Here is a 13627-nt window from a genome sequence, read left to right as displayed (position 1 = left end):
ATGGGTTAAGATGAATAGCAGATCGCAGTAATAAATGTACGCATAATAATTGACAATCAGGCATCAAGTTTTTTAAATACACTAACGAACAGGTTCATTCATATAATCCGCCATCTTAACCCGGGCCATTAAATAGCTTATTGTGGATTCTGCGCCTTGATTGATGTTGATCGTGTGTTCACAGAAAAGCTTCAAATAAAAACGGTCAAATTTTTTCACCCTATAATTTGTTTAAATAATACATGGTATTATTCTTCTATACTCTTCTTGAATTCAAGGCTTTGCTCCATTGTGTTTTATTGCATCTTGGACATGCCTTTGATTCGTTCTTAAAACTAAATACGACATGGCCGCAATACATGCATGCGAATGGCCCTTCAGCACTCATTACATCAACCTTTTTGAAAGAAGACGGGAATAATGGTAGCCCATACCTCACATCACTATCAGCATAAAATAAAACGCTTAATGTTCCATCGACTTCTAGAATGCCTTCCTTAACCTGCCCCAAATGTTCGACATTTAAATTTCTCAGTTCAGAAAAAAATTCCATACGCGAAAAGGTATTATCATTTTCATGTTTTATATCAAATACGCCATCCTTAACTACAGGTAAAACTTTACCTTCCAATAAATGGGCAATATTCTCTGATCGGGAGGTAATCCAGGTTACCAACTTATAGACAAAGATTACACATATAAAGACAACAATCGCATAAAAGATGGGTATTTCTTCTTGAAACATGGGATCTCCCGCAGCTGAGCCCAAACTGATTATAATCGCAACCTCAAAAAGAGTTAACTGCCGAACTCCCCTTCTACCCGAAAGCCTTAGAATGATCAATATTAGAAGAAACATTATAATTGTTCTCGCACCTATTTCAATAAGAAAGGAGCTTTCCACCCCCTCTGCAAATATTTTTTGTATATCAATCATAACCTTTTAAAATTCAAAAATCTTACTATAGCCGCCGCCATTCAATCCTAAACATTCCTCCGGTCGCAATAGTTCATCACTTGGCAAAAACAACATACATAAGGTATCAATCTTCAATGATGGAAACAATCCCGCTAAAATTATTTCATTCCGATCTATATCTTCAATTTGCGACTGTATCCATACGACAACAGGTATATGAATCATGGTTAAGGTCGCCGACGAGCGGAAAGAGAATAAGAAAACCGCCTGTTTCTCAAACTAATATTAATTCCAGCAACAATTCGTACAACAAATCTGTACTTATTAAAGAATAATACTTTGTCAACAAATTTAGCTAGCTCGAGTCATTCATTCATTGGCGGGGCAGTCACCCCATAGTAGAGAACATTTTGAAAAACTGAAAGCCTTATGTCGATTGACGACTTGCAGATCTGATTGTGACTTATTCATTGGTTAACCATTGACGACTTCTCCGCCATTGGGATGTAAAACTTGACCGCTCATAAAATGTGAATCTTTGCTAGCTAGAAATAGAAAGCTTGGTGCAATTTCATTTGGCATTCCTGCCCTTCCCATTGGGGAGTCGCTTCCAAATTCGGAGTTTTTTTTAGGATCAAATGAAGATGCTATCAATGGAGTCCATACCGGACCGGGCGCAACAGCATTGACCCTAATTCCTTTATCCATAAGATTTGCTGACAAGCTTCGTGTAAAAGAAATTATTGCACCTTTTGTTGCAGAATAATCGATCAACTTTGGACTGCCTCGATATGCAGTCACTGAGGATGTATTAATGATACTTGCCCCCTTCTTAAGATAAGGCATGGCATACTTCGTAATCCAGAAATAGGAATAGAAATTATTCTGAAAAGTCTTGTGTAACTGTTCAGTGGTAATTTCTTCAATTGATTCTGTTTGCCAATGTAGCCCCGCGTTATTAACGATAATATCAATTTTCTTATGCGTTTTTATCGTAAATTCAATTACTTTTTTACAGTGATTTTCTTTTCCCAAATCACCTTTAATCAGCGTACATTTTCTTGAGAAGGATTCAACCTCTTTCTGGGTTTGTTTTGCATCTTTTGTTTCACTAAGATAGGCAATAACAATATCAGCTCCCTCCTTGGCAAATAACAAAGCTACAGCTTTCCCAATGCCGCTATCTCCTCCAGTAATTAATGCTACCTTATTTTTCAATTTTCCTTCTGCAGGATACTTTAACGGCGAAGTGTCAGGAACTGGTGTCATATTTATTTCTAATCCGGGTCGCTTTTGCTTTTGCAACGGTCGAATCTTTTTACTTGCTGCTTTTTTCATACCATTTTTTAAAATAATGACAGACATAGCTGATTTCCAAAACGTGTAAGGGTCAGTGCAAATGGCAAAGTCCTAAAGTTTCGGTAATCTTTTATAACCTTTATTGATAAATTGATGTAATCGGCATTTTGCGAAAGAGTTTAACCGATTCATCCATAAAGTGAACAAAGCCAAAGTCTAAAAGGTTTGAGCTATCTACATTTGCGCTATTGCTTTTGCCTTATTTTCAATTAAAGCCTTCTCATACTTAAATACAAAACCCGGTGGTCAATAATCCCTGGTCACCTGTAAGTCCTTTTACGTGAACTATAGCAATGCAATCCAAATAGCTGAATTTGCAGGAAATACTAAAGATGACGAGCTACTCCTACTGGCTTTGATTCATCTAAAAATTCTTTTCTATGATGCTCCCCGAGCCCGAAGACATGCAATCCTGCCTGATCTGCAAACGCTATCTTTGACAATAGGGCTTTCATTGCTGTTATATTTTCCGCTGAACTCAACCCACCATCATATGCTCCGGTAGCGATAAAACTATCTATTCCTATTTCGTTAATTACTTTTAATCTGATAGACTTCCCTTATTGAAAGCTATTCAAATTTCAATTTTCCCGACGGCTTAAAACGATGATCTAGATCAAAAAAGATGTTTTTTCATTTTAGATTGGCGCTTAAAGGGGCATGCATTGAACAATGTAATCTGATAAATTTACCAACTCTAGTCTTTCCTAACTCTTGCTCATCGCTTTCATGGCTAGACCAGCGGCCACTCCTCCGATCACATACCAGGCCAAGGTCATAAACTTGGTACGATCAGTCTTTTTTATTGGCTTGGCATCCAGTCCGGCCTGTTCTGGAATAGTCAGTGTTGCCAGACCAACTACCGTTCCGAGCAACGCTCCTTTGAGCAGCATATTTTTCTGACCTCCATATCCGATGAGGGTATATAACATGGCATTGGAAGCTACATCTGCCCCAAAAGTTGCCGCCACCAATGCATTGCCCTTTGGCGGTTTAAATCCAGCAAAGCGCACCGTTTTCTGCATCGCTTCTTCGCCCACTTTATCCACTTCTGGAGCTTTGGGATCGAATCTCTTGGCAGCACTATGGACCACATTGAGTACGAGCGCACCGATCAATCCGCCCAACATATTTTTATTAAATCCATTCATATTTTGCTTTTTACGTTTTCAACCTTTTTTGTACTGTTTTTGTACAGTTATTCTGAGAACAATGGACAACCTAAAATCGTTTAATCAAATCCACAGAAGAAATTTTTGCTACAATGTATTAAGCTTTCAGGACAGTCCGGAGAAGTTTGTTCAGAACTGGCAAATCGATCGTATGGTCATATGCTAGCCCTTGTTGAGGACGGTTTCAGAAATACCTTACACGATATTGAAGTAACTTTTTCGGAAGATTATTTTAAGTTTTCTTTTGTGAATGCTGCGATGTCCCGAAAAGCTTCTCTGGTTTCTCTTAAAACAGCTCCCATATGCAAAAAACCATTGGCAATCTCTTTGTAATGAGTAATTTTGACTGGAATTTCGGAGGTTTTCATATTCTCTGCCAATTGTTTTCCTTCATCCCGCAACCGATCGTGCTCAGTCAATAAAATCAACGTTGGAGGCGTATTCTTAAAATATTCAATCAAAAGAGGAATTGCTATGGGGTTCTGTTGATCCATTTGGTCGGTTAGATACCAATTCCAGGCTTTTATTCCTTCCTCCTTATTAATAATCGGACCATTTTGATAGTCTTTCTTTGACTGTACTTAATTGATTATCAGCTGCCGGATAAATCACACATGAAACCTCAAATGCTCACCAGGCCTTGTCGAAACTCCTACGGTTAAAGCTGCCCCGCACTGTCGCCAATAATTCCAATCATAGTTTTATCGATGTTTAAAGAGTCCGAATTATTAACGATCCACTCAGTCGCTGATTGAGCATCATCGAAACCAGCCGGAAAAGGATACTCTGGCGCCAGTCGAAAGTCCACAAAAACAATGGCACAACCCGTAGCGTTGGCCAATTGACAGACAATAGCATCGTGCGTCTCAAAACTTCCAGAAATAAACCAACCGCCATGAAGATAAATGATGGCCGGTGATTTTTCATTTATAATTTCATTGGGTCGGTGTATTCTCACAGGAATTTCGTGATTCTTGCTACGAATATTAAATTCTTCTAACATTTTCACTGCTTCTTTTTTGCCGCTGAGCCGAATGCCATTGCCTCATATCCTTTGCAGCTTTATTTCTAATGAATTTATGCCGTCAAACACATGAAGCTTGTTCAGGTTTTCAATTATTTTAATTATTTCAGGAGTCAATTTAGTTGTATTCATTTCTTTACTATGATTTATGTTTTTATAGAAAATCATTGCCGGTATCACGCGTATTCCGAGAATCTTTTTGGTAGGCTATCAAAATTTCAAGTAAAATTAACTAGAAGTCATACATTTACTACAATATACCGCTGAATGTACGTTACTAACAAATTTGTATGTAATATTTTAGGCAATATTAGCATATGTTACCAACACTCAGTTTATGTTGTTTGGTGTACAGTACCACGTGCTAGCTAAACTCCTGACGCGGATTTATACGTGTTTTTCAAAAAAAACAGGCTGTTTTTCATTGGTTTTAGTTTTATAGATTAAATTGGACAACGATATTTGGAATACAACACTATATGGGAAAACGTGCGTCAGGCATTAATGAATTAAATATATATCTTAAGGCTTTAAATTCTGCTTATTCAGGCATTATTATCACCGATAATTTGCAGCATGATAATCCGATTATCTATTGCAATAAGGCCTTTGAAAACATCAGTGGTTATTCACACGATGAAATTATCGGTCACAATTGTCGCTTTTTGCAAGCGCAGGATCGTTCTCAACCTGAACGCTACATCCTCAAAGATTGTATCAAAAATGGTGAAGAATGTAAGATCGAAATTCGCAATTAACGCAAAGACGGAACACTTTTTTGGAATGAGCTTTTCATTTCACCTGTGAAGAATGAGGCCGGCCAGGTGACGCACTTTATTGGTGTTCAAAATGATATTACCTCGCGTAAAAAGGCCGAACACGAACTCCGGGAGGAAAAAAACAATGTTGAGATCAAAATACAGCAACGAACCAAAGAATTGCAGGAGAAGGAAAGCTTCCTCTCGAGCATGATTGAAACGGTTCGCGAAAGTCTTCTAGTACTCGATGGCAATTATATTGTGCTGAGTGCAAATAAACATTTTTTAACATCATTTCACGTCTCCTCAGAAGAGACTGTAGGAAAATTATTGTTTGATCTGGGCAATAAGCAATGGGATATCCCCTCCTTGAAGGAACTTCTTACGCATATTTTACCAACCAGCAATCCCGTAATTGATTACGAAGTAGAACATGTATTTCCGCATATCGGCCGCAAAGTGATGCTATTAAATGCCTATCGCATAGAGTTTGAAGGGCAATATAAAGACCGTATCCTGATCGCCATTGAAGACATCACCGAGAAAAAAGAACAGGATCTACGTTAATACGATTTTTTGTCCGTCGCTAGTCATGAACTAAAGACGCCCCTAACGACCATTAAGGGGCTTGTACAGATTCTGCAACGACTTAGTATAGACCATTCCGACAATAAATTTGTCAGTACACTGGATAAAATTTCGGCCTATATAGATCGACTGAATATATTGATTACTAAATTACTAGACACCTCAAAAATACAGTCTGGCCATATTGAGCTCCACATGGAGCCATTTGCCATAGATCATACAATTCGGGAAGCCATTGACAATATAATGGTAGGTGTACCTGGTTACAAAATAAACCTATTAGGCTCCACAGATGCTACAGTTAGCGGCGATGAATTACAAATTATTCAGGTAATCAATAATCTGTTGTCCAATGCGATCAAATATTCACCGGGTTCAAATAGAATCGACGTTGCCATTCACAGGGTTGCCAATTTTGTCAAGATCTCTGTACGAGACTATGGCATGGGAATAGCAAATGTCGACAAGCAAAAAATATTTGAGCGCTTCTTTCGCGCCGGCCATACCCAAAAGAAATTTCCGGGATTAGGTATTGGACTGTATGTTTCGCACGAGATCATAACGCATCACAACGGAACCCTTTGGGTAGAAAGCGAACCCGGAGAAGGTTCTACTTTTAATTTCACATTACCAATAATGAGGACAGAAAACGATGAAAAGTAAGAAAATAATGATCTGTGACGATGACCAAGGCATTGTTGAGATGCTGGAATTATTCTTGGATCTGGAGGGTTACCAGGTCTTAAGCGAAAAAACAGTACAAATCTGACCAAACAGCTCATAGCATATCAGCCAGATCTTTTGTTATTGGATCTCTGGATGCCCGTGCTTTCGGGCGACCAGCTGATTAAAATCATACGCAATACACCCGAAATCAAAAATATACCTATCCTTGTTCTATCCGCCAGTGTAGATGGTCGCGATGTTGCCGAAGGACTTGGCGCAAACGGATTTATTGCGAAACCTTTTGATTTAAATGAAATTACATCCAGTATTCACGACGTATTGGCTAGTTAAAAGTATAGTACAATCTCGTAATTTCGTCCGACTTCGTTGGGTAGGCCCTACTGGCACACAAAACTATACAGTCGAAAATCCGGATATCCTTGATTTCTTGATCACTAGCGGTTTTTCTAATAAATTAGAAACTTTGACCACTAGGTTGTTGTTATAATAATCAAAAATGTGACTTAAATAAAGTAAAATATCATGGCAAAAAAACAACAGAACTCAAAACAGGAAATTGCGAACTTTTTAGGTGAAATGATTTCATTCAGAAACGCATTGAAGCTGACCCATTGGTCGATAACAGGAAAAGGGAGCTATGAGGCTCATATTTCTTTAGACCAAGCGATTGAGTCTCTTATTGATATTACAGACAGACTGGTGGAAACCACTTTTTCATTGGAAGGTACACTTGATATCGTGATTCCCCAAACGTCAAAACCGGCTAATTACATCAAATACATTGAGGATTTTTACAAGCAAGTTGAAAACAAACGAGAAGGACTTTTTAAGGAAAACTTCTCACAATCCATTATTGATGATGCGCAAGAAGCTGTCCAACAGTTATTGTTCAGATTAAAAAGATTGGAGTAATGCCCATGTTCGGGAGCTTTTCCTGAGTAACGGTCGAACCTATATTCGGCCGTTTTTTATAGATTAAATTGAGTAACCAATTGCTCTCCCCTCCAGTAACAAAAATAATAGCACGCTATTTTTACTAGCCAACGTCTTGATTACTGCATTTTTTAATGATTTTATTTTCTTGCTCTTTGCAAGAAAATAAAAGAGAAATTTTGTATAAACTAAAATACTTTACCGACTAGAGCAATTAGGGGTATTATCCTAAAATTCTTTTTAAAATTATTGTCCGCAGTCTATCTTCGTTTTGATCACCCCACTGTCCTAATGCGGAAATTATGGGTATTAAACTCATCCCTAAATCTGTAAGCGAATATTCAACTTTTGGAGGAACGACAGGATATATTTTCTTCATGACTACCTCATGATCTTCCAGTTCTTTCAGCTGTATATTCAGCACCCGTCTGGAGGCGTCTGGTATCTTACGCTGCAATTCACTCGGTCTTTTATGTCCCTGGTCAATAAACCAGAGCAAGCGTATTTTCCATTTTCCGTAAAGCACTTCACCTATCAAGTCGAGACCGCAATTTAGGTTCGGAATTATTTTTCTCTCATACATATTTTCAAAATTAAAGGTATGTTCCGATTTGTACAATAGGGGAAAAATTTATCCCTATATGAATCGTAATGCCGTACTTGCACAGGCTGGTTTTATACCTCAATTTTGTCCTATAAACAATTTGTAAAAATGGAACAATTTAATTTCAACAACGAATTATCAGACAAGATTGCCTTGGTAACAGGGGGTACAAAAGGCACTGGAAGAGCAATCGCGGAAAGACTATTACAAGCTGGAGCAACAGTTGTGATTACCGCAAGAAACGTCCCCGACCTGGAAAACAGCAAGCTGCATTTCATTGCTTCCGATCTGAGTACAGCAGAAGGGGCTCAAAAAGTGGTGAGCGGAGTGCTTTCGAGCTATGGTAGACTAGACATCTTGGTAAACAACCTTGGCGGATCTTCTACCCCCGCAGGAGGATTTGCTGTGTTAAGTGATGAGGATTGGGAATCGACACTGCAAGCTAACCTTTTGGCTCCGATCCGTCTAGATAGGAGCTTTTTACCGCAGATGATAGAACGCAAAAACGGTGTGATCATCCACATTGCTTCTATTCAGGGCAAATTACCCTTATATGATTCAACATTACCTTACGCAGCGGCAAAGGCTGGATTGAGGAACTACAGCAAAAGCTTATCGAACGAGGTTACTCCTAAAGGTGTCCGCATACTGACGGTTTCGCCTGGCTGGATCAATACCACCGCATCTGAAGCCTGGCTAGGCGAAATTGCAAGAAATTCGAACAGTACTATAGAAGAGGCGCAACAGGGCGTAATGGATGCACTGGGCGGGATCCCTTTCGGGAGACCTGCAGAGCCTGCAGAGGTAGCTGAACTTGTTGGCTTTCTAGTTTCACCAAGAGCCAGCTATCTAACGGGGACAGAATACGTAATTGACGGCGGAACATTACCAACCATTTAATAATCTTCCTAAGATTTGAAAATATGAATTTACCAAACATTATCTCCGAACTCCTGAAAGCACAAAACAAATTTGACAGTGGTGCTTATGCGAAGTTTTGAGATATCATTTCCAGTTGTTTAATGATCGAATTAAATATCTGAAAATAACAACTTAACAGTGCAATATATTATTGGCGCCGATAGTAGCATTGTCCACCTTTGGATTATTATTCAAAGTATTCAATAGGAAATCTGGGGTAATTATTTACTTTTTTAGTATCTTAACAGTAAACAACCATCCTATGCCAAAAAAAATTATTAGAAATCTTCAGATCGGTGTAATGCTCTCTTTAATACTGCTGATTACGGGTTCTATAGCCTCTTATATTAGCATACATAAGCAGATGGAAAGTAGGCAAAGCCTCTTAAAAACGAAGGAATCTATCAGTTTAATAAAGGATATTTTAAACACGCTGTTAAATGCTGAAACTGGCAATCGGGGTTACCAGCTTACCGGCAAGGAAGAATTTCTTGAACCGTTGGATAAAAGCGGGAAAGAATATCCCCTGCTTATTGCTGACAAAGAAAGGTTTAATCTTAAAGATAAACTCCAAATTAATATCTTTCATGAACTGCGGCACACCTCAGACCTGCTGATGAAAGAATATGCCTCGCTGATTAATAATCGTAAAAAGGGTATATTAATGACCCCAGAAGAGCTTGAACAAAACAAGCAGATCATGGATAAATGTCGAATGCTTGTTCAGGAATTTGTAAAACATGGAGAAAGTCAGCTTGCTATAAAAAATGAAGACCTGAATAACTCCACCAAACGGACCGTTTTGTTCATTATATTTTCTGCAGTTGCGGCAATCGGTGTCACCATTTTCGTCTATATTCAACTAAAATCTGACATAATGCGCCGGGACAGGTTGGAAAAAGATCTGTTTTATACGAAGGAAATGCTCGAGGAAACAAGTGCGGTTGCCCAAGTGGGAGGCTGGGAAGTCAATATGAAAAGCGGAAAACTCACTTGGTCTCAAAGTGTGCGAGAAATTCATAAAACTAACATTAATTTCCAACCAACTTTTGAAAATGCCCTTGGATTTTACGAAGGAAAAAATAGAGAGCGAATAGAATATCTATTTGACAGAGCAGTACAACAAGGAATTTCTTTTGATGAGGAGCTGCAACTCATGCGTAATGACGGCGTTACGATTTGGGTAAGGATAAAGGGTATTCCCGAATTTGAAAATGAAATATGCCACAGGGTTTTTGGAATTATTCAGGACATTGATGCCTTCAAAAAAATGTTTCTAGAGGTTGCCGAGAAGGAGGCTATGATGCAGTCTTTTGCCACCGATGTTCCTATTCCATTGGCAATGTTGGACAAAGCCCTTAACTACGTTGCTGTAAGTAGTAGATGGCGAGATGAATTTAATATGAATAATGTCGATCTTATCGGCAATAATCTATTTACAATATCGCCTAATATTCCAGAAGAAAGAAAAAAAATTTACAGGAGTGCGCTTTTGGGAGAAACGTACATCGATGGGGATTTTGCGGTAAAGGTGGAAGGTAAAGAAGAAATTCAGCATTACGACCTTAAAGTCGGGCCATGGTATCTTACAAAAGATGAGGTTGGAGGTATAATTATTTCCATACAGAATATTACAAATGCCGTAAAAATAAACGAAGAACTGAAAAGCGCTAAGGAAACTGCGGATATAGCCAGCAGGGCAAAATCCGAATTTCTGGCCAATATGAGTCATGAGATCCGTACGCCTTTGAACGGAGTTATTGGATTTTCAGACCTCCTCCTCCGTACACCGCTGAATGAAACACAAACACAATATCTGAATTACATCAACGAATCAGGAGAAAACCTGCTCAGCATTATCAATGATATACTGGATTTTTCTAAAATAGAATCCGGAAAAATGGAACTTTTGATCGAAAAAAGTGACGTGTATGATATGTTAAGTCAAGTCATCAACGTGATTCTTTATCAATCCCAGAAAAAAAACATCGAACTTCTTCTCAACGTTGAGCCGGGCCTCCCGAAAACACTTTTTATTGATGAAGCCAGGTTAAAACAGATCTTGATCAATCTGCTAGGGAATGCTGTGAAATTCACAGAAAAGGGTGAGATCGAACTAAAAGTAGAGAAATTGCGCATGGATGATCATACGATTGCTTTGCGTTTCTCGGTAAGAGATACAGGAATCGGCATTCCTGTTGAGAAACAGAAATATATTTTTGATGCCTTTACCCAGGAAAACAGTTCAATCAGCAAGCGATTTGGCGGTACGGGACTAGGGCTAACGATCTCAAACAATATCTTGGGCTATATGGGGAGTCATTTATCTCTAAACAGCGAGATAGACAGCGGATCTGTATTTTTCTTCGATCTCACGGTTCCATACGAAAAGTCTGAATGGAAGGAAGAAGATGAAACGGCTATTAAAACGGCATTAGTGGTAGATGATAATGAAAGCAACAGGATTATCCTTGAACACATGCTTACCTATAAAAATATCAAATCCACATTGGCTTCTAACGGCATGGAAGCACTGGATATCATGTTGAAGGGTGAGCGGTTTGATGTGATTTTGATGGATTATCATATGCCTATCATGTCTGGATTGGAAACAATTGAGAAAATAAAAGGCTTGTTAAATCAGCGAAAGGAGATCGCTCCATTTATAGTACTTTCTTCTTCTTCAGAAGAACTGGATATACTTACTTCAGTTAGAAAAATAGAAAATACACATTTGCTGTTGAAGCCTATAAAATCACATGATCTATACAAAACCCTAAAAAAGGTAGACAGAAGTACTGTATTAGAAATTATTCAGGATCAGCCAGAAAAAGATTCGCATGCATTTGCACGGGAATTAGATGTGCTTTTGGTTGATGATAACCCAGTAAATATGGTCCTGAACAATAGGATAATGAAGTCTCTAGCTCCCAACATACATTTAACGGAAGCTGCAAACGGTTTACAAGCTTTGGAAGAATGCAGGAAAAAGCAGTTTTCCCTTATTATTATGGATGTACAGATGCCGATAATGAGTGGTATTGAGGCGACACAACATATTAGAATGCTGTCAGGATATCAACACATCCCGATCATAGGTGTTACCGCCGGAAATGTGCTGGGAGAAAAAGAAAAATGTCTTGAATCCGGAATGAACGACTTTCTTCCCAAACCAATACGGCGGGCAGACCTTCTCGAAGTACTCAAAAAATATATTAGTGTTTAATAATTATAGAAAATGGGCGTGCTTAGCATATAAATGAGTTCATATTATCGCGTCATCTATAATTTATCGTCCACCAAAGTGCTTAGAATACATTTGGTATACTTATCCTATGTCAAGCTTGAGTTGGATACTAAAGCTTAATTTTGGTTATCACAACAAAAATTATAAAACCGCCAATTTGGAAAATTACAGTATTACAATAACTCTGCATTCACCTGCAGAAAAAGTACTCGGTACATTGATCAATGATATTCCACTATGGTGGACTGAAATTTTTGATTGCATTTCAAATAAACAAGGGGAATCTTTTACGACTCTTTTTGGAGAACCAATAGTTAACCAATTTCGCCTACAGGAGCTCCAAGCAAACACAAAAGTCGCGTTTTATAGCATCCTCTGAGTTATTTTGCCGGTATTAGGAAATTTACACCCGTTTGAAAAGCAATCCCACCAAATCTATTTTCGGTCGCAAAATTCTGCGTTACCCGGGCCATTATACCGATTTTATGAGGTACCACCCAATACGATCCGAATGCACCTATTCCCGCGTTCTGGTCAGAAAGAAAACTTCCCTCTGTTCCCTTGTCGTCGGATACTTGTTTGGAATAGTTGCCAAATAACCCCACTTCATCTCCCCGGGAATTCAATAAATACGAACCACCTAAATCAAACGTAAGATGACTCCCTTCTTTAAAGTCAGTGTTTTTTTGCCACTGATTGATTTCTAATGTAGGAGCAATACTTAAATTGATCTTGGAAGTTGGTTTATATTTAAGAGCACCACGTATATTATGTGACCAATATCCATGCCCCCCATTATCTAAACTACCATGCTCGTATTTCCCAGTCGGCGCCCATAGGCCATAATTTAATGCATATTGAAACTTTCCCTGCTTCCATGATAACCAGATTGGCTGTACATACATGTCGCCAAATCCTAAACTTTTATTGGTAAAAACATATCTTCCAGGACCTGTCTGCTGCGAATAGTAGTCCAACGCAATATTGGCGGTAGGACTGTTTACTGTCGGGATAACCATCAGTCCCCAATTGGCGCCCAAAATCTTTCCCTTTCCTCCGTAAATTGCCATCAGGATAAAAGAATGCGTGATCACCTTTTGTTCAATTTGTAAAGCAGTAGGATTTCCAGGAACCGGATTAATCAATTGATCTGTCTTTTTACCCTGCCCATTGAAATAATTCATATTGGCATAACCATACCATACTGGTATAATCAACCCTTCATGCGGAGCAAAATAATCGTTGGGATTAAACGATGAACCGTTGTAATGCCCCTGACCATAAACTTTCATCATGGAAAGGATAAATAGAAACACATAAAATATCTTTTTCATATGACGAATCATTAATCCCTTATAATATCATTCAAAATGCAAACAACTCTACACGTGTTTTGTTGTCTATTTCGGAGATGC

14 protein-coding genes and 1 pseudogene are annotated in these 13627 nt (G+C 38.5%); 7 read left to right on the top strand and 8 right to left on the bottom strand.

The annotated features are described in order from the left end of the window. Nucleotides 1-256: 256 nt before the first annotated feature. The 6 genes from B4Z90_RS21195 to B4Z90_RS21170 all read right to left on the bottom strand — a co-directional run bounded on the left by B4Z90_RS21195 (nucleotide 257) and on the right by B4Z90_RS21170 (nucleotide 4453). Entirely contained in the window at nucleotides 257-937 is a 681-nt protein-coding gene (locus B4Z90_RS21195) for a DUF421 domain-containing protein (RefSeq protein ID WP_070570582.1), read from the bottom strand. A gap of 6 nt (nucleotides 938-943) precedes the next feature. Continuing rightward, entirely contained in the window at nucleotides 944-1144 is a 201-nt protein-coding gene (locus B4Z90_RS21190; protein ID WP_070570580.1) for a hypothetical protein, read from the bottom strand. Between the two features lie 249 nt (nucleotides 1145-1393). Continuing rightward, nucleotides 1394-2257, bottom strand: a complete 864-nt coding sequence (locus tag B4Z90_RS21185; protein ID WP_112376594.1) for an SDR family oxidoreductase — start codon at nucleotides 2255-2257, stop codon at nucleotides 1394-1396. Between the two features lie 728 nt (nucleotides 2258-2985). Beyond that, nucleotides 2986-3429 carry a hypothetical protein gene (locus B4Z90_RS21180; RefSeq protein WP_070570577.1) on the bottom strand — a complete coding sequence of 148 codons (444 nt, stop codon included), beginning with the start codon at nucleotides 3427-3429 and terminating at the stop codon, nucleotides 2986-2988. A 248-nt stretch (nucleotides 3430-3677) separates the two neighbouring features. Then, entirely contained in the window at nucleotides 3678-3977 is a 300-nt protein-coding gene (locus tag B4Z90_RS21175; RefSeq protein ID WP_239468892.1) for an alpha/beta hydrolase, read from the bottom strand. A 131-nt stretch (nucleotides 3978-4108) separates the two neighbouring features. After that, nucleotides 4109-4453, bottom strand: coding sequence for an alpha/beta hydrolase (locus B4Z90_RS21170; protein WP_201303546.1), 345 nt, complete (start codon nucleotides 4451-4453; stop codon nucleotides 4109-4111). Between the two features lie 500 nt (nucleotides 4454-4953). Between B4Z90_RS21170 and B4Z90_RS21165 the strand changes: the two are divergent. The 5 genes and pseudogenes from B4Z90_RS21165 to B4Z90_RS21145 all read left to right on the top strand — a co-directional run. Next, nucleotides 4954-5349: pseudogene (locus B4Z90_RS21165) on the top strand (PAS domain-containing protein); the annotation flags it as partial. Between the two features lie 63 nt (nucleotides 5350-5412). Further along, the gene (locus tag B4Z90_RS21160) at nucleotides 5413-5799 is read left to right on the top strand and encodes a PAS domain S-box protein (protein ID WP_256604708.1); all 387 of its coding nucleotides are present in this window, start codon (nucleotides 5413-5415) and stop codon (nucleotides 5797-5799) included. Between the two features lie 9 nt (nucleotides 5800-5808). Next, complete coding sequence (locus B4Z90_RS21155; RefSeq protein ID WP_112376260.1) at nucleotides 5809-6483, top strand: sensor histidine kinase; 675 nt, start codon at nucleotides 5809-5811, stop codon at nucleotides 6481-6483. Between the two features lie 48 nt (nucleotides 6484-6531). After that, nucleotides 6532-6837, top strand: coding sequence for a response regulator (locus B4Z90_RS21150; RefSeq protein WP_112376259.1), 306 nt, complete (start codon nucleotides 6532-6534; stop codon nucleotides 6835-6837). 192 nt (nucleotides 6838-7029) lie between these two features. Beyond that, nucleotides 7030-7419, top strand: coding sequence for a DUF5856 family protein (locus B4Z90_RS21145; protein WP_046672983.1), 390 nt, complete (start codon nucleotides 7030-7032; stop codon nucleotides 7417-7419). Nucleotides 7420-7663: 244 nt separating this feature from the next. Here B4Z90_RS21145 and B4Z90_RS21140 read toward each other — a convergent pair whose 3' ends face one another. Continuing rightward, entirely contained in the window at nucleotides 7664-8023 is a 360-nt protein-coding gene (locus B4Z90_RS21140) for a winged helix-turn-helix transcriptional regulator (protein ID WP_112376258.1), read from the bottom strand. A 129-nt stretch (nucleotides 8024-8152) separates the two neighbouring features. Here B4Z90_RS21140 and B4Z90_RS21135 point away from each other — a divergent pair, with 129 nt between their 5' ends. Then, the gene (locus B4Z90_RS21135; RefSeq protein ID WP_204991090.1) at nucleotides 8153-8944 is read left to right on the top strand and encodes an SDR family oxidoreductase; all 792 of its coding nucleotides are present in this window, start codon (nucleotides 8153-8155) and stop codon (nucleotides 8942-8944) included. 283 nt (nucleotides 8945-9227) lie between these two features. Then, complete coding sequence (locus tag B4Z90_RS21130) at nucleotides 9228-12191, top strand: response regulator (RefSeq protein ID WP_286766866.1); 2964 nt, start codon at nucleotides 9228-9230, stop codon at nucleotides 12189-12191. Between the two features lie 401 nt (nucleotides 12192-12592). Here B4Z90_RS21130 and B4Z90_RS21125 read toward each other — a convergent pair whose 3' ends face one another. Next, a complete protein-coding gene (locus tag B4Z90_RS21125; RefSeq protein ID WP_070570608.1) occupies nucleotides 12593-13546 on the bottom strand; it encodes a transporter in 954 nt (317 codons plus the stop codon). Nucleotides 13547-13627 lie beyond the last annotated feature (81 nt).

Origin of the sequence: Sphingobacterium sp. UBA5639 (assembly GCF_002421245.1) — a bacterium.
GTDB lineage: Bacteria > Bacteroidota > Bacteroidia > Sphingobacteriales > Sphingobacteriaceae > Sphingobacterium > Sphingobacterium multivorum.
The sequence above is the reverse complement of the archived record's forward strand: the minus strand, read 5'-3'. Positions and strand labels throughout refer to the sequence as shown.